At 41.8% G+C, this 17,041-nt stretch carries 17 protein-coding genes; all 17 read left to right on the top strand.

The features are described 5' to 3' along the window. The first annotated feature begins 61 nt into the window (after positions 1–61). Positions 62–598: a stage V sporulation protein T gene (gene spoVT, locus EV207_RS17850; protein ID WP_132747511.1), complete on the top strand. Its 537-nt coding sequence runs from the start codon at positions 62–64 to the stop codon at positions 596–598. Positions 599–937: 339 nt separating this feature from the next. Further along, positions 938–2,506, top strand: a complete 1,569-nt coding sequence (locus EV207_RS17845; protein ID WP_165887000.1) for a putative polysaccharide biosynthesis protein — start codon at positions 938–940, stop codon at positions 2,504–2,506. Between the two features lie 26 nt (positions 2,507–2,532). After that, positions 2,533–4,008, top strand: a complete 1,476-nt coding sequence (gene yabN / locus EV207_RS17840; protein ID WP_132747509.1) for a bifunctional methyltransferase/pyrophosphohydrolase YabN — start codon at positions 2,533–2,535, stop codon at positions 4,006–4,008. A 90-nt stretch (positions 4,009–4,098) separates the two neighbouring features. Continuing rightward, positions 4,099–4,371 (top strand): HU family DNA-binding protein, encoded by a 273-nt coding sequence (locus tag EV207_RS17835; protein WP_132747508.1) that lies wholly within the window; start codon positions 4,099–4,101, stop codon positions 4,369–4,371. A gap of 2 nt (positions 4,372–4,373) precedes the next feature. Next, positions 4,374–4,634, top strand: a complete 261-nt coding sequence (locus tag EV207_RS17830) for an RNA-binding S4 domain-containing protein (RefSeq protein ID WP_132747507.1) — start codon at positions 4,374–4,376, stop codon at positions 4,632–4,634. Between the two features lie 94 nt (positions 4,635–4,728). Next, on the top strand, positions 4,729–5,037 hold the full coding sequence (gene yabP, locus EV207_RS17825) for a sporulation protein YabP (protein ID WP_132747506.1): 309 nt from the start codon (positions 4,729–4,731) through the stop codon (positions 5,035–5,037). Beyond that, positions 5,034–5,603 carry a spore cortex biosynthesis protein YabQ gene (gene yabQ, locus EV207_RS17820; RefSeq protein WP_132747505.1) on the top strand — a complete coding sequence of 190 codons (570 nt, stop codon included), beginning with the start codon at positions 5,034–5,036 and terminating at the stop codon, positions 5,601–5,603. Before yabP ends, yabQ begins: the two co-directional genes overlap by 4 nt. Positions 5,604–5,613: 10 nt before the next feature. Then, positions 5,614–5,994 carry an FtsB family cell division protein gene (locus EV207_RS17815; protein WP_132747504.1) on the top strand — a complete coding sequence of 127 codons (381 nt, stop codon included), beginning with the start codon at positions 5,614–5,616 and terminating at the stop codon, positions 5,992–5,994. Positions 5,995–6,063: 69 nt separating this feature from the next. After that, positions 6,064–6,465 carry a S1 domain-containing RNA-binding protein gene (locus tag EV207_RS17810; RefSeq protein ID WP_132747503.1) on the top strand — a complete coding sequence of 134 codons (402 nt, stop codon included), beginning with the start codon at positions 6,064–6,066 and terminating at the stop codon, positions 6,463–6,465. A gap of 369 nt (positions 6,466–6,834) precedes the next feature. Then, positions 6,835–9,315, top strand: coding sequence for a stage II sporulation protein E (gene spoIIE, locus EV207_RS17805; RefSeq protein ID WP_424511386.1), 2,481 nt, complete (start codon positions 6,835–6,837; stop codon positions 9,313–9,315). Positions 9,316–9,429: 114 nt separating this feature from the next. Then, complete coding sequence (locus EV207_RS17800; protein ID WP_132747538.1) at positions 9,430–10,164, top strand: vWA domain-containing protein; 735 nt, start codon at positions 9,430–9,432, stop codon at positions 10,162–10,164. Next, a complete protein-coding gene (locus tag EV207_RS17795; protein WP_132747502.1) occupies positions 10,130–11,083 on the top strand; it encodes a serine/threonine protein kinase in 954 nt (317 codons plus the stop codon). The genes EV207_RS17800 and EV207_RS17795 overlap by 35 nt, the downstream gene beginning before the upstream one ends. Before the next feature lie 54 nt (positions 11,084–11,137). Then, positions 11,138–12,562, top strand: a complete 1,425-nt coding sequence (gene tilS, locus EV207_RS17790; protein ID WP_132747501.1) for a tRNA lysidine(34) synthetase TilS — start codon at positions 11,138–11,140, stop codon at positions 12,560–12,562. Then, a complete protein-coding gene (gene hpt / locus EV207_RS17785; RefSeq protein ID WP_132747500.1) occupies positions 12,559–13,098 on the top strand; it encodes a hypoxanthine phosphoribosyltransferase in 540 nt (179 codons plus the stop codon). Before tilS ends, hpt begins: the two co-directional genes overlap by 4 nt. A 72-nt stretch (positions 13,099–13,170) precedes the next feature. Beyond that, a complete protein-coding gene (ftsH, locus tag EV207_RS17780; RefSeq protein WP_132747499.1) occupies positions 13,171–15,129 on the top strand; it encodes an ATP-dependent zinc metalloprotease FtsH in 1,959 nt (652 codons plus the stop codon). Positions 15,130–15,255: 126 nt separating this feature from the next. Then, the gene (locus EV207_RS17775; protein ID WP_132747498.1) at positions 15,256–16,032 is read left to right on the top strand and encodes a type III pantothenate kinase; all 777 of its coding nucleotides are present in this window, start codon (positions 15,256–15,258) and stop codon (positions 16,030–16,032) included. A 2-nt stretch (positions 16,033–16,034) separates the two neighbouring features. After that, positions 16,035–16,913 (top strand): Hsp33 family molecular chaperone HslO, encoded by an 879-nt coding sequence (gene hslO / locus EV207_RS17770; protein ID WP_132747537.1) that lies wholly within the window; start codon positions 16,035–16,037, stop codon positions 16,911–16,913. Positions 16,914–17,041: the final 128 nt, after the last annotated feature.

Below are 17,041 nucleotides of genomic sequence, written 5' to 3'. Positions count from 1 at the left end.
GATTAATCTTACAAACAGCTTAAGATTTGTCACAATAATGGAAAGTGAGGACATCCTTTATATGAAAGCTACAGGTATTGTACGTCGTATTGATGATTTAGGACGGGTTGTCATTCCAAAAGAAATCCGCCGGACACTCCGTATCAGAGAAGGGGATCCATTAGAGATTTTTGTTGACCGTGAAGGTGAAGTCATTCTTAAAAAATATTCCCCGATCAGTGAATTAGGCAACTTTGCTCAAGAGTATGCAGAGACACTGGCTGAAAACTCCGGAAGGTTAGCAATGATCGCTGACAGAGACGCCATCATTGCTGTTTCAGGAGGCACCAAAAAGGATTACTTAGACAAAAGCATTACAGGTTATGTGGAAAAGGTTATGGAAGGCCGCCATTCGGTCCAAAAGGAAAAAGGGGAAGAGCTTGTTGAAGGGGCTGGCAGCGTTAAAGGCGGCTTTGTCATTGCACCAATCATTGCCGGCGGCGATCCAATTGGATCAGTCATCCTTGCAGCAAAAGAAGAAGGCGTCGTTTTGGGTGATGTTGAAATAAAGCTCACTGAAACCGCCGCCGGCTTCCTAGCCAGACAGATGGAACAATGAGCGAAGCATCTCGAATACGCGGCGAATTGCGACGAGCATTCGAAGAAGCGGAGGAGCACAATTTAAATTAATCTCGAATACGCGGCGAATTGCGACGAGCATTCGAAGAAGCGGAGGAGCACAATTTAAATTAATCTCGAATACGCGCGAGGAGCAAGATTAATTGGAATTTTGGACCTAATTGTAAGGAACATGAGCTTTAGCTGTCATGTATATCCAATAATATTTAAATGGGACAGGGCAACCTGTCTCTTTTTTATGGGGTCTCTCCCGCCAGCTATTCCTATAAGAATCGGGTATGCTATAATCTTTTGTAGACTTATTAAAAAGGTGTATATCATGAATCGTCAAATATGGAAGGGGACAATAGTCCTCACAGCAGCTGCAATTTTTGTCAAGATTTTAAGCGCAGTCTATCGTTTGCCTTACCAAAATTTAGCTGGAGATATTGGCTTTTACGTCTATCAACAAATTTATCCCTTCTATGCCTTGGCTGTTGTCATGGGTGGTACAGGATTTCCAATTATTATTTCAAAGTTAATCGCAGAAGAAGACTCCAAGAAGTCATCTTCCCCGAGCATTTTCGCCAACGCCTTCATTGGTTTATCAATAATGTCACTAATTATTTTCGCTATTCTTTACGGCGGGGCGCCCTGGATTGCATCGATGATGTCGGATCCGCATTTGACGCGGCCTCTAAAAATGATTGCCTTCATTTATTTGTTCGTACCGTTTTTGGGTGTTTTACGAGGCTTTTTCCAAGGCAGTCACGATTCAATGTCACCCACCGCACTGTCGCAAATTGGGGAACAGACACTCAGAGTAGGTATAATTTTAGGTTTAGCATTATTTTTATACTATAACAACGGGACACCGTATCAGTTTGGAACAGCCGCATCCTTTGGCTCCATGATCGCACCCGTCGCTTCAGTCAGTATTTTGCTTGTATTCTTTATAAAATACATAAAAAGAGAAAGGCCCGTCTTTAAGATGGTCCGGCTTGATCTAAACTTAATAAAGGGCCTTTTAATCGAAGGTTTGGCTTTCACCTTATTGTCATTAACACTTGTTGCCTTTCAATTTATTGATGCTATATCGGTTGTGTCATTGCTTGATAAATACAATTGGTCAGATCCTAAAGCGTTAAAAGGGATTTATGACCGGGCATATCCGTTGATCCAATTGGGAATAACTGCAGCTGTGGCGTTAACTACAGCGATTGTGCCAAGCCTTGCCAGGGTGAAAAAATCTCAGCACACAACACTTCTTCGCAATCAAATTAGCCTTTCGTTTCGGATCAGTATCATTTTCAGTTTGGCTGCGTCTGTCGGATTAATGCTTATTGCTCCCGAAACGAACCTTATGCTGTATAAAAACAGCGATGGAACAATGTCTTTAATGATCATGTCAGCGAACATATTATGCGTATCTATAATTGTAGCGGGAGCGGGTATTTTACAGGGGACCGAAGGCATTTGGACACCCATACGGTTTCTGGCAATAGCTGTCATGTGCAAGTTCATCTTAAATGTTTTCTTTATTCCATGGGCAGGCATCAACGGGGCGGCAGCGGCAACAATGATATCCTCCGGAACAGCGGCTTTCTTGAATTTGTATCATATTTACAAAAGGTTTTCAGTGTGCCTGCTGCAGAAAAGACAACTGCAGCAACTTGCCCTAGCCCTGATTACAATGATCGGGCTCATTTTACTATGGAAATGGTGTGCATACAGGCTAATCGGTCTTGACGGCGACTCGAGGGGACAAGCTGCTGTTATATCGCTATCCGGTGTTTTAATGGGGGCATTTATCTATTTAATTGTTTTAATCAAATTGGGCTTTTTTACAAAAACAGACCTGGAAAGCCTGCCTTTTGCGACTATCATAAAAAAAATGAAACATTCATAAATCGTATCTGCAGAAAGGATGATGATATGAGCGGGAAAATCACTGTTTTAGGATTGGGCCCTGCCGCTTTGGATCAGTTGACGATGGGTGTCTATAAACAGCTTAAAGGCGCGAACCACCTTTTTCTCAGAACCAAGGAACATCCAGTTGTACAAGAACTAGAGCAGGAAGGTATTGAATATACGTCCTTTGACACGATTTATGTGGAAAATGACGTTTTTGAGAATATTTATGATCAGATCGTTGACCGGCTTTTGGAAGAGGCAGATCTTCACGGGCACATTGTATATGCCGTTCCGGGCCATCCAATGGTAGCTGAGCGGACGGTCAGACTGCTGCTTGAAAAGACAGAAGAGGGAAAGGTAAAAGTGAACCTTACAGGCGGGCAAAGCTTTCTTGACCCGTTGTTTTCAACCCTTAAAATCGATCCGATTGAAGGGCTTACTTTTGTTGATGCAATGGATTTTGATGCCGAACACTTTTCGTTCCGCCATCACCTTGTAATTTGTCAGGTCTATGACGTTTTTACCGCGTCAGAGGTGAAATTATCGTTACTTGAACATTTACCGCATGATTATAGAGTAGCTGTTGTGACAGCCGCTGGACATAAGGATGAGCAAGTGAACTACCTGCCATTGCATGAACTGGATCACAGTATGGAAATCAATAACCTCACAAGTGTCTATGTTCCGCCGGTAGACTCTCTGAACACGCTTAATCACACTTTTCCTTCATTGCGCAAAGTTATTAAGGAACTTCGTGGCCCTGGGGGATGTCCATGGGATAAGAAGCAGACACATGAATCCTTGAAAAGGTATCTGGTTGAAGAAACCTATGAGGTTTTAGAGGCTATTGACAACCAAGATGATGATCACTTAGTTGAAGAGTTGGGTGATGTGCTGCTGCAGGTCATGCTTCACTCCCAAATTGGCGAGGATGAAGGTTACTTTACTATTCATGATGTGATCCGCGGCATAACCGATAAGATGATCAGAAGGCATCCTCATGTTTTTGGTACGGAAAAAGCGGGAAATGCCGATGATGTCACGGCGATTTGGCAAGAGGTTAAAGCAAAGGAAAAAGGTGAGGAAAAGACGGCGTCCATTTTATCAGATACCAATCAAGCTTTGCCTCCTTTGTTAAAGGCCCTAGATTACCAGAAAAGGGCTGCTAAAGCTGGATTTGATTGGCCGGATATCCAACCTGTTTGGGATAAGGTGAAAGAAGAGCTTGAAGAGTGCTATGAGGAGGAAAAGAAAGCTTCAGGGGATCTGGAAGGTGAACTGGGTGATTTGCTATTTTCTATTGTCAATGTTGCAAGGTGGCGTGATATTGATCCATTAATTGCGCTGCAACGGTCAAATCATAAGTTCCAGCAACGATTTAATTATATTGAACAGAAGGCCCGTTCCATGGATAAGCATATTAATGATTTATCCTTAGAAGAGATGGATCAATTTTGGGAGGAATACAAGAAATTTTCCCATAAAGAAGGATTCTAGCGCGAAATGGAGAATAAGTTTTGTTAAAATAGCAAATGCGGGTCTTCACTACTAAAAATTATTGTGAAGAAAAAGGGAGGATGTTTATCAATGAACAAGAACGAATTAGTTAATAATATCTCGGAAAAAACCGGCTTAACAAAAAAGGATGTTGAAAGTGTCATTAATGGTGTCTTGGATGAAGTGACGAATGCATTAAAACAAAATGACAAAGTTCAGTTTGTAGGCTTTGGTACATTCGAAACGAGAGAACGTTCAAGCCGTACAGGGAGAAATCCCCAGACGGGTGAGACAATTAATATTCCAGCATCTACGGTGCCGGCATTCCGTGCAGGCAATAAGCTGAAAGAAGCTGTTAAGTAATCATGCGTCTTGATAAATTCCTTAAGGTGTCTCGCTTAATTAAGCGGCGCACGCTTGCTAAAGAGCTGGCTGATCAGGGTCGTGTTCAAGTCAATGGCCAAGCGGCGAAAGCGAGTTCGACTGTTAAGGTCGGGGATACACTCAGTATCCGCTACGGGCAAAAGGTTGTAACCGTTAAAATATCTGGCTTGCAGGAGACAGTGAAAAAGGAAGATGCACAGTCTCTCTATGAAATGCTAAGTGAAGAACCTGTGAATAAATAGAAGGGCGATAGAGCCCTTCTTTTTTCTAAATCTACATGCCCGTTCTAAATTGGACAGCTCCCTCATATTTATTAGACAAAGAGGAGGGAGATTGATGGACCAATACTATACATCGAATAATGTTAATAGAGACAAGCAAGTGCCAAATCATGATATCATCATGAAAAGCAGGAAGAAGATTGAAATTACAGGTGTAAAACATGTGGAGAGCTTTGACCATGAAGAGTTTTTGTTGGAGACGGTTATGGGTTTCCTGGCTATTAAAGGCAGTCATTTAAAAATGCAGAACCTTAACGTAGAGCAGGGCATAGTGATCATTGAAGGTAAAATTTCTGATATTAGTTACCTTGATGATCAATATGGGGACCAGGCTAAAGGGTTCTTTAGCAAACTTTTTAAATGACCTTATCTGAGCAATTTGCGACGATGATCGCGATGACTGCCATGGGGCTATGGATAGGTATATCGCTGTCAACCTATCACCGGTTTATCAGGCCCAAAAGAAGATGGCTGTGGGTGATGATTATTACCGATATCTTCTTTTGGGTTTTACAAGGTCTCCTCATCTTTTCCGTACTCCTAGAAGTGAATGAGGGGCAGATTCGCTTCTATATTTTTCTAGCTTTGGCACTAGGTTATGCAATATATAAAGCTCTATTTGAAAGGATTTATAAGAAACTCCTTGAAGGTCTAATTTTTATCAACATGTCAGTTATCTCTTTTTTTGGTAAAACGTTGATGGTGTTATTTGTGATACCTGCTTTTAGCCTATTGAAGCTTGTCTTTATATCGTGTAAGATATTAGGTAAGTCTCTATTAGCAATCTTACTCTTTCTTTTAAAAGTTGTTTATTTACCGTTCAAGTGGATCATAACATGGCTTATACCAGAGACAATCCAAACTAAAGTAAAAAATGGGATCCAAAAGATCATTTCGATAGCTCTAAAGTTAGTTAAAAGGCCAAAGTAGGAGGGGTACTGTGAAAGCAGAGGGCAGGAGCCGTGTTGCACAAATTAGACCGGAATATACCAAGTCGAAAGAAATTCATGAAAAAGTCAGAAGAAAAAGACGTAAAGGTCTAATGCGGCGTCTTGCAGCATTTGCTGTTTTATTTATGCTGATTGTTGGCAGCATGGTATCATACATCTTTACTCAAACTGGCCAAATAAGCGAAAAGAACGCTCAGAAAGAACAATTACAACAGAAATTGGACGATTCTAAGAAGCAGGAAGCTAAATTAAAACATAACATTCGATTATTGCATGACAAAGATTATATCGGTGAGATTGCCCGCCGTGACTTCTTGTTGTCAAAGGATGGAGAAATTATTTTTTCCCAACCTGATACTGACAATGATTGACATGCTCTTTTTTCGTTATGTATAATAAAATAAAATTATATACTATTTTTTAGGAGGAGCATTTCTTTTATGTCAATTGAAGCAGGCAGCAAGCTGCAAGGTAAAGTGTCAGGTATTACAAACTTCGGAGCCTTTGTTGATTTACCGGGCGGAAAAACAGGACTTGTTCATATCAGTGAAGTAGCTGATCGCTATGTGAAAGATATCAACGAGGTTTTATCGGTCGGAGACGAAGTGACAGTTAAAGTACTTCAAGTGGAGCCTGACGGCAAAATCGGGTTGTCAATCCGCAAAGCTGTCGATAAGCCAAGACCAAAAGCCCCGCGTGGAAAGCGTTTTAATAGGGAACACAGGGAACCATCCTTTGAAGACAAAATCACTCGTTTTCTCAAGGATAGTGAGGATCGTCTCTCTACAATTAAGCGGCAAACCGAATCTAAGCGCGGCGGCCGCGGCGCCAGAAGAGGATAAGCTTGTTGCCTTAGATGTTATAGATAAAAAACACCCAAACACTTATATTGGGTGTTTTTTTGGTGTGTAGAAAACTAATTAAAACGGAAATCCCTTCCATTCTGGCCTTTTTTAAATATTAAGTTCGAAAAAGCGACAACCATATCTTTGTTCTGCAAAATGCTTCTAATAGCGTCTGGCCTTTTAATATTAACAAAATCAAGGAGATACTGGTTTTTTGAACATTTTGCATCTGATATTTTCTTGGCATACCACATAGAAACCCGTCGAAGACTTTTTTTGTTTTGCCCTGATGTTTTGACAAAAATTGAAGGTCTACTGTGTTTTAATGAAACATACAATAATAAACTATGGGTGGTGCAAGTCATGATGCAAAGATTTCAAAGTACGAATTCCCACGCACTAAGTGTCTACACACCAATGACTAAAGAAAACCAACATTTCCTGCAGCGGTTCTTTGCAGGTGTTGCAACCCAATGGTTAAAGTTATTTGTGCGGTGGGAGACCCTTTGTCTGATTATCGGATTTTTGCTTGGACGAGCTTTAATTCTCTCTGACATGTCTCCGTTTGTTTTACCTTTTTTTGCGACTGTCTTTGTATTAAAAAGAAACGGCAGGCTGCTTGCATTCATTAGTTTGTTGGCCGGCGGCATGACGGTTTCGCTGCAACAGGATGTATTCGTTCTTATTGTGGTTGCAAGTTTTGTTATTTTAAGACCGCTAACGCTTCGGGTCTTCAAAATTGAGATGACAAAAATGCTTCCGTATCTCGTATTTTTCAGCGGTCTTGGCGGCAGGCTGCTGTATGACTACTTTTTATCAAGAGAATGGTCCTGGTCCAGCGCCATGATCGGTGTCACGGAGGGGGGACTAAGTTTTATATTAACGCTCATTTTTTTACAGAGCATTCCGTTGTTATCGATCAATATAAGGAAAAAGGTATTAAAAAATGAGGAAATTATTTGTTTCATCATATTGCTTGCATCCGTTTTAACCGGGACTATTGGCTGGCACATACATAGTATATCTATGGAGCACGTGTTGTCCCGTTACTTTGTCTTAATGTTTGCTTACGTAGGCGGTGCAGCAATCGGCTCATCTGTTGGTGTTGTTATCGGCCTTATTCTTAGTCTTGCGAACGTGTCAAGCCTTTATCAAATGAGCCTTCTCGGCTTTTCGGGTTTGCTTGGGGGGCTGCTTAAAGAGGGAAATAAGCTGGGTGTTTCGATCGGATTGATTATTGGTACGTTATTAATAGGATTATATGGTCAAGGGTATGATCATCTTTTGAGTACAACCATAGACTCCTTGATTGCTATTGGCTTCTTTCTTTTAACACCGAGGGTTGTCGCCGCGAAGCTGGCAACCTATATACCTGGCACTAAGGAATATCACACACAGCAGCAGCAATATTTAAAAAAGGTGCGCGATGTTACGGCAAATCGGGTCGAGCAGTTTTCCAGCCTTTTTCAAGCATTATCAAACAGCTTCTCGCATGAAGAAGAGGAGTCTGACAAGGAAGTAGATATGTTTCTAAGCAAGGTAACTGAAAAAACATGTCAAACGTGTTTTAGAAAAGAACAATGCTGGGTGAAAAATTTTGATAAAACGTATGACTTTATGGCACAAATCATGGATGAAACAGAGTCTCAGCCAGTCATTCAGAACCCCAAATTAAAAAATGGCTGGAACAAACATTGTGTCAAATCCGATAAGGTCATCCAAGCGATCTACGAACAGCAGGCCCTTTATAACGAGGAAATAAAGTTAAGGCAAAGAGTTAAAGAAAGCAGAAGGCTCGTTGCGGAACAGCTGCTGGGCGTTTCCCAGGTAATGGGTGACTTTGCCAAAGAAATACAACGTGAAAAAAATACGCATCTTCAACAAGAGGAACAGATTCTGCTGAAGTTCCGAGATATTGGGCTGGATGTTGAAAATATTGATATTTTTAACCTTGAAGAAGGTGCGGTTGATATTGAAATGACGATTCCGTCTGATTATTATGGTGAATGTGAGAAAATCATTGCACCAATTTTATCAGATATTTTAGGAGAAACAATTATTGTTCAAAGGAAGATTGACCCCTCATTTACGAGCGGACTTTGCCAGGTGACGCTCACCTCAGCAAGGGCGTATGAGATCGACACGGGTGTTGCACATACGGCTAAAGGAGGGGGATGGATCTCCGGGGATAATTATTCAACATTTGAACTTGGAGCAGGGAAGTTTGCGGTTGCGATCAGCGACGGCATGGGGAATGGTCAGAGGGCCTTTATAGAAAGCAATGAAACGTTAAAGTTGCTATCTAAAGTATTGAAATCTGGCATAGATGAAACGATTGCTATAAAATCGATTAATTCTATTCTTTCGTTAAGGTCTACAGAAGAAATCTTCTCAACATTAGATTTGGCGATGATTGATTTGCAGGATGCCGGCGCGAAATTTCTGAAGATTGGAACCAATCCAAGCTTTGTTAAACGGGGGAACAAAGTTTTAATGATAGAAGCAGGGAATTTGCCAATGGGGATTGTTCCAGAGTTTGAGGTGGATGTTGCCCGGGAGCAGCTGAAGGCTGGTGACTTGCTGATCATGATGAGTGATGGCGTATTTGATGGGCCGAAGCATGTTGAAAATAAGGAGGCATGGATCAAACGTAAGATTAGGGAACTAAAAACAGAGAATCCTCAGGATATTGCTGATTTACTTATGGAGGAAGTGATTCGTACTCGGGGAGGATTAATTGAGGACGACATGACAGTTGTTGTGTCGAAAATAAAGCATCATATGCCAAAATGGGGCGCTATACCGACTTATACGAAAAAGGATGTGGTTCAGAAAAAAGCTCTGTAAACTAATTAATTATAGAAATGTATAAAGGAGGCGTTATTCAGCTTTGAACGATTAGTATAAAACCTCCATGGGCTGGCAATGATTGAACTAGAACATGAGAGGGGCTGGATAGCAATGGAAACAGGCACACTAAAACAAATTTTATTAATTACGGACGGCTGCTCGAACCAAGGTGAAGATCCCGCCGCTATGGCAGCGCTTGCTAAGGAACAGGGTATTGCGGTGAATGTTATTGGTGTCATGGAGGAACATTTTAGGGAGGATGGCGGCCTTCAGGAGATTGAGGATATTGCTCTAGCCGGAGGAGGGATCAGCCAAATCGTTCAAACAAAGCAGTTGTCCCAAACCGTTCAAATGGTAACAAGACAGGCGATGACCCAAACGATTAAAGGGGTGATTAACCAGGAGCTTCAACATATACTTGGTGAAACGGAAAGATTGGAAGACTTGCATCCTGAAAAGCGTGGAAAAGTCATGGAAGTTGTGGACGAACTTGGCGAGACTGTTAATCTTGAAGTCTGTATTCTCGTAGATACTAGTGCGAGTATGAAAACAAAGCTTCCGACTGTTCAGGAGGCGTTGCTTGATTTATCCGTAAGTTTAAATTCGCGCATGGGGAATAATCAATTTTGCCTTTATTCATTTCCCGGGAAAAGAAAGCCGATTGAAAAAAGAATGTCATGGACACCAAAAATAGATTCAATCAGCCATGTTTTCACAAAGTTGTCATCAGGAGGGGTTACACCGACAGGCCCCGCGATTAAAGAGGCGCTCGGCAGCTTTTCGAATTCATCCAGAAGGAGTTTCCTTTCAAATGATGAATCATACGACGAAGAAATCGGATATTAAGCTGGCACCGGGAACATTAATTACAGGCAAATGGTATGGACAGCACTACCAAATTATAAAATTATTAGGGAGCGGTGCCCAGGGAACGGTTTACTTGGCCCAATCTTCTAGTGGAAGGGTTGCTGTAAAATTTGGGAAGGACCGCTCGTCACTGACATCGGAAGTGAATGTTTTAAGAAGGTTTGAGAAGGTCCAAGGTGAACCCCTAGGGCCTTCTTTGTATGGTGTAGATGATTGGGTTTGCCGGTCGGGTAAATATAACTTTTATGTGATGGAATATATTCGAGGCACTTCATTACTTGACACAGTAAAAGTTAGGGGGTTTGAATGGGCTTGTATTTTTATGCTGCAACTATTGGGGGATTTAGATCGGCTTCATAAAGAGGGTTGGATCTTCGGTGATCTAAAGCCTGAAAACTTAATTGTAGAGAATGCAACACGGCGTATTAGATGGCTGGATGTGGGGGGAACAACCCTAATGGGGCGATCTGTAAAGGAGTATACAGAGTTTTTCGACAGGGGCTATTGGGGATGTGGTTCTAGAAAGGCTGAGCCGTCTTATGATTTATTTGCAGCAGCTATGATTTTAATTTATGCTGCAGAGAAAAGGCGCTTTGAGAAAAATCAGCAGCCACAAAAGCAATTGTTTGATTATATAAGGAACCAGCCAAAGCTCTCACGTTTTGAATCGGTTTTAACAGGTGCTATTGCAGGTAAATATACAACTGCGGAAATGATGAAAAAAGACCTTTTATCAAAAATGAGTGAAACTTCTTCTTGTGCCATTCGTAGTACAAATAGGAGCCGATCTGACAGGCATCAGCGGCGGAGAAAACGGAAAAGTTGGACCGGCACGGTGATGTTAACAGTTGTTTTGGCTGCGGCATACATTATATATCTCATGATTGGCGTAATGTAATCACTGCATGGTATGATGACCTTCATAAAGCCATAACCTAAGGGTGACATCAATTTGAAACAGGCAGTTGACCAATTTATTAAACGTCATCAACTTATTAGACCAAACACTGTAATTGTTGTTGGGGTATCAGGAGGCCCCGATTCCATGGCCCTTCTTTCATATCTGGATGACGTCAAATCCCAATGGAATATAACGTTAGTTGTAGCGAGTGTAGACCACATGCTTCGCGGCCAGGAGTCGAAAAACGATTTGGACTACGTCGCATCGTTTTGCAAAGATAAGGATATATTATTTGAAGGTGAACAGGTTGATGTCTCAACTTATAAGAAAAGACATCATTTGAGCACATCAACCGCGTCCCGAATATGCCGTTACAGGTTTTTTCGGAGAGTTATGGAAACTTATCAGGCAGATTCACTTGCGCTAGCTCATCATGGGGATGACCAGATTGAGACGATGTTAATGAGACAGGTACGCGGCAGCTTTGGCACGGCATTGGCAGGTATCCCTGTTAAACGTCCATTTTCCGGAGGACAGATCATCAGGCCGTTTCTGACATTAACCAAAGATCAGATTGAAGATTATTGCCGGCAAAAGGGCATTCAGCCGCGCAGAGATTTGAGCAACGATTCTGACGACTATACTAGAAACCGTTTTAGAAAACAGGTTCTCCCATTTTTAAAACAAGAAAACCCTCTTGTTCATTTGCGTTTCCAACAAGAAAGTGAGATGCTGACTGATGATGATCTGTATCTTAGCCAATTAGCGGAAAAGCAAATGAATGATATTCTTCTTACTCATATGAAAGGGGAAGTCGCGTTTTCAATTGAAGCCTTTCTCCAAATTCCTGTTCCTTTACAAAGGAGGGTAATTCATCTAATATTAAACTATCTTTATGATAGTGAACATAACGATTCATTACATCAATCTATACATATTGACATGCTGATTGATTGGCTCCATCGGAAACAATCTTCAGGCCAGCAGCACCTCCCTCACGGACTTGCGGCGACAAGGTCTTATGATCTATGCCGGCTTTGTTTTTATCACGGTGTGCCCCAAGATGAGAATTATGAGTTAACTCTTGCCATACCGGGAATAATTGAAACACCTATTGGAAATATTTCTGCTGAAGTCAGAGATGCTATTAATGCGGCTGATCATCAAGGACTAAATCATTTTGTTTGTGATTTTAGTACTGTTCAAACACCTGTCAAAATTAGAACGCGTTTGGACGGGGACCGAGTCGGACCAAAAGGAATGGAAGGGACGCAGAAAATAAAGGACATCTTTATTAATGCAAAAGTAGACCGGAAATACAGGTCGCTATGGCCGGTTGTTATAGACGCCGATGGAACGGTTTTGTGGTTGCCATTGCTTAAATACAGCAGAACAGCACCAATCAATACTGGCACTTCTAAATTTCTAGTTTTAACCTTTATACCTACAGTTGATCTTGGGAGGCAAATGCAATGAAAGATGATTTACAGGAAATACTTTTTACTGAAGAACAACTCCAGAATAAAGTTGCGGAATTAGGCGGCAAACTATCTGAAGAATATCATGACAGCTTCCCGCTTGTCATTGGTGTTTTAAAGGGTGCCATGCCTTTTATGGCTGATTTAATTAAAAGGATGTCCATTCATCTGGAAATTGACTTTATGGATGTTTCAAGTTATGGGAATTCAACTGTCTCTTCAGGGGAAGTTAAAATTATTAAGGATTTGGACACATCAGTTGAAGGCCGGGATATTTTAATCGTTGAGGACATTATTGACAGTGGATTAACCCTAAGTTATCTGGTGGATCTATTCAAATACCGCAAAGCGAAATCCATTAAAATTGTCACTCTTTTGGATAAACCTACAGGCAGAAAGGTCGATATCGTGCCAGACTTGACCGGATTTACTGTTCCGGATGCGTTCTTGGTTGGGTACGGTTTGGACTTTGCAGAGAAGTACCGCAATCTTCCCCATATCGGCATCCTGAAACCGGAGATTTATAAGGGGTAAATTGTTGTGACAATGAAACAGAGTGTGATACTATTAAATATGGTTTTCTTTTATTGCGGGAGGAGGTAAGGGATGAATCGAATATTTAAACAAACCATTATATACTTATTTATATTTTTAGTTATAATCGGGGTTGTCAGCTTCCTTACAAAGTCCAATCAAGAAGTTGAATCCATGAATTATAGCGACTTTCAACAACACTTAACACAAGGTGATGTTAAAACGTTAACCTTGCAGCCCGAAGGCAGTGTATATGTCGGAACCGGGCAATTGAAGAGTTATGATAAGAATACAACATTCAAAACATACGTACCATTTAACGAAAAAGCCGTTGACCAAATTAGAGATGTAGGAAAGAAAACGGATGTTCAGTTCAAACCCAAAGAGCAAACAAGCGGTTGGGTAAGTTTCATTACATCCATCATCCCGTTTATCATTATCTTTATATTGTTCTTCTTCTTGCTTAACCAGGCACAAGGCGGCGGTGGCCGTGTCATGAACTTCGGTAAGAGTAAAGCGAAGCTTTATTCGGAAGAGAAGAAAAAGGTGACATTTAAAGATGTTGCCGGAGCCGATGAAGAGAAGCAGGAACTGGTCGAGATTGTTGACTTCTTGAAAGACCCTAGGAAATTCTCCACACTTGGCGCAAGAATTCCAAAAGGTGTCTTGTTAGTTGGACCTCCAGGTACAGGTAAAACATTGCTGGCCCGTGCTGTGGCCGGTGAAGCGGGCGTACCATTCTTTTCAATAAGCGGTTCAGACTTTGTGGAAATGTTTGTCGGTGTTGGTGCCTCCCGTGTACGGGATTTATTTGAAAACGCAAAGAAAAATGCATCTTGTATTATTTTTATTGACGAAATTGATGCAGTAGGCCGTCAACGCGGTGCCGGACTAGGCGGCGGTCATGATGAACGTGAACAAACATTGAACCAACTGTTAGTCGAGATGGATGGCTTTGGTGCCAATGAAGGAATCATTATTATAGCTGCAACAAACCGTCCGGATATCCTAGACCCGGCGTTACTGCGTCCTGGACGTTTTGACAGACAAATTCCGGTTGGCCGTCCTGATCTTAAGGGTCGGGAAGCAGTTTTGCGTGTTCACGCCCGCAACAAACCTTTGTCCAAGGATATTGACTTGAAGACAGTGGCGAAATTGACACCTGGTTTTTCAGGTGCTGACCTTGAGAACTTGTTAAACGAAGCGGCATTGGTTGCCGCTAGAAGCGATAAGGATCATATTGAAATGGAAGACATTGATGAGGCTGTTGAACGTGTCATTGCCGGTCCTGCAAAGAAATCACGTGTGATTTCACAAAAGGAACGCAATATCGTTGCTTATCACGAGTCAGGCCATACGGTTATTGGTCTGAAGCTTTCAAGTGCAGAGACTGTGCATAAGGTAACGGTTGTCCCTCGTGGTCAAGCCGGTGGTTATGCTGTGACACTGCCTAAAGAAGACCGTTACTTTATGACGAAGCCCGAACTGCTCGAGAAGATTATTGGTTTACTTGGCGGCCGGGTCGCTGAGGAAATTACCTTTGGCGAAGTCAGTACGGGAGCAAGCAATGACTTCCAAAGAGCAACCAATATTGCGAGAAAAATGGTTACTGAATTTGGTATGAGTGAAAAGCTTGGACCAATGCAGTTTGGACAAAATGACAGCGGGCAAGTCTTCCTAGGCCGGGACATTCAAAATGAGCCGAATTACAGTGATACCATAGCATATGAAATTGATTCAGAAGTACAAAGAATCATCAAAGAATGTTATGCGCGCTGTAAGAAGATCTTGACTGAGAATCAGGATAAGCTTGAATTGGTTGCTAAGACCCTGCTTGAAGTCGAGACACTTGAGGCGGACCAAATTAAAGCCCTTGTTGAGACTGGTGAGCTTATCGAACCAAACGCTAACCGTTATGCGTCGGAAGACAGTAATGTGAAGGTTAATATCAACAAAAAAGAAGAGAATCAAGATAGTGTTGATTCAGATGATCAAAATGGTCCTGATAACCAGGGACCAAAGAATCTTTAATTAATATTTAAAAGCGTCTCCGCTGTGAGGCGCTTTTTTCATGAGTGCTGAACCCTTTCAACCATTGCACCTTTGTGTTAAGATAAAAACGCTTTTATTAACAAAAAAATAGTATGGTGATAAATAATGATCTTTGTATGTGATGTTGGTAATACTAATATTGTTCTTGGCGTCTATGAAAACGATGAATTGAAATATCATTGGCGGATTGCAACAAGCAGGGAAAAAACTGAAGATGAGTTTGCGATGGTTGTCAAAAACTTATTTCATCATGTTGGACTTGAATTAGATCAAGTCAAAGGTATTATTATATCTTCTGTGGTTCCTTCAATTATGTTTTCATTGGAGCGGATGTGCGAAAAATACTTCCGCCAAAAGCCGGTTATCGTTGGCCCGGGCATTAAAACGGGATTGAATTTAAAATCCGATAATCCGAAAGAAATTGGTGCCGACAGGATCGTTAATGCGGTTGCGGCGACGACCTATTATCAATCGCCAATCATAATAATTGATTTCGGCACAGCAACAACCTATTGCTTTGTAGATGAAAAGGACAACTATATTGGCGGAGCCATTGCTCCGGGGATTAATATTTCCACGGAAGCTCTATACACACAGGCATCAAAACTTCCGCGCATTGAAATTTCTAAACCTCCCCACATTGTAGGGAAAAATACGGTTAATGCAATGCAGTCAGGAATTGTATATGGCTATGTCGGTCAAGTTGAAGGCATCGTCAAAAGAATGAAGCGTCAGGCTGTCAAAAATCCTGTTGTCATTGCTACCGGGGGCTTGGCTGCCTTAATATCGCGGGAAACCAGTGTGATTGATCATGTCGATACATTCTTAACCTTAAAGGGGCTGCATCTGATTTATAAAAGAAACAGGCAAGGGGTTTTATAATGATGTCAGACTATTTGATAAAAGCCTTGGCTTACGATGGTATGCTCAGGGTCCAAACCATCACGTCGACGGGCATGGTTGGTGAGGCCCAGCGGCGTCACTACACGTGGCCGACAGCATCGGCTGCTTTGGGCCGCACAATGACGGCGGGCACAATGATGGGTGCCCAGTTAAAGGGAGATAACAGTTTAACGATCACCATCGAAGGCGGCGGTCCAATCGGTGCCATCATCGTTGATGCCAATGCGAAAGGTGAGACAAGAGGTTATGTCAGTAATCCGCAGACCCATTTTGATTTAAATCAATATGGGAAGCTAGATGTTGCAAGAGCTGTGGGAACGAACGGTTTTATCAGCGTCGTTAAAGATTTAGGATTGAGGGATAATTTTACAGGCAGAGTCCCGCTTGTATCGGGTGAAATCGGTGATGACTTTACATACTACTTTGCCCGTTCCGAGCAGATCCCTTCAGCCGTAGGGGTCGGGGTGCTTGTCAATCCCGATAATTCCATCCTCGCTGCAGGAGGTTTCCTGATCCAGGTATTACCCGGTGCACCAGATGACATTATCAATGAGGTTGAAAAGCGGTTAAGTAACATTCCCCCGGTATCTAAGCTGATTGAGGGTGGACAAACACCTGAGGATTTGCTTGTCACTTTGTTTGGTGAAGGGAACTATAAAATTGTTGACAAAATGCCGATTGCATTTGAATGCCAATGTTCCAAAGAAAAGATAAGTCAAGCTATCTTGGGACTTGGAAAAGACGAAATTAAAGCAATGATTGAAGAGGACCATGGTGCCGAAGCCAATTGTCACTTTTGCCGGGAGACTTATCAGTTTTCAGAGGATGAGCTGCAGGAGCTTTATCGTTCGCTTGATTAATATCTAAAAACTCGCCAATCGGCGGGTTTTTTAATTACGACTTTAGTCCGTTGAGCACGCGATAGCGTGCGAAACAATAAACCACCTGCTATGCAGGTGGGAAACAAATGGTTATACCAAAAAACTCA

Origin of the sequence: Scopulibacillus darangshiensis (assembly GCF_004341035.1) — a bacterium.
GTDB lineage: Bacteria > Bacillota > Bacilli > Bacillales > Sporolactobacillaceae > Scopulibacillus > Scopulibacillus darangshiensis.
The sequence above is the reverse complement of the archived record's forward strand: the minus strand, read 5'-3'. Positions and strand labels throughout refer to the sequence as shown.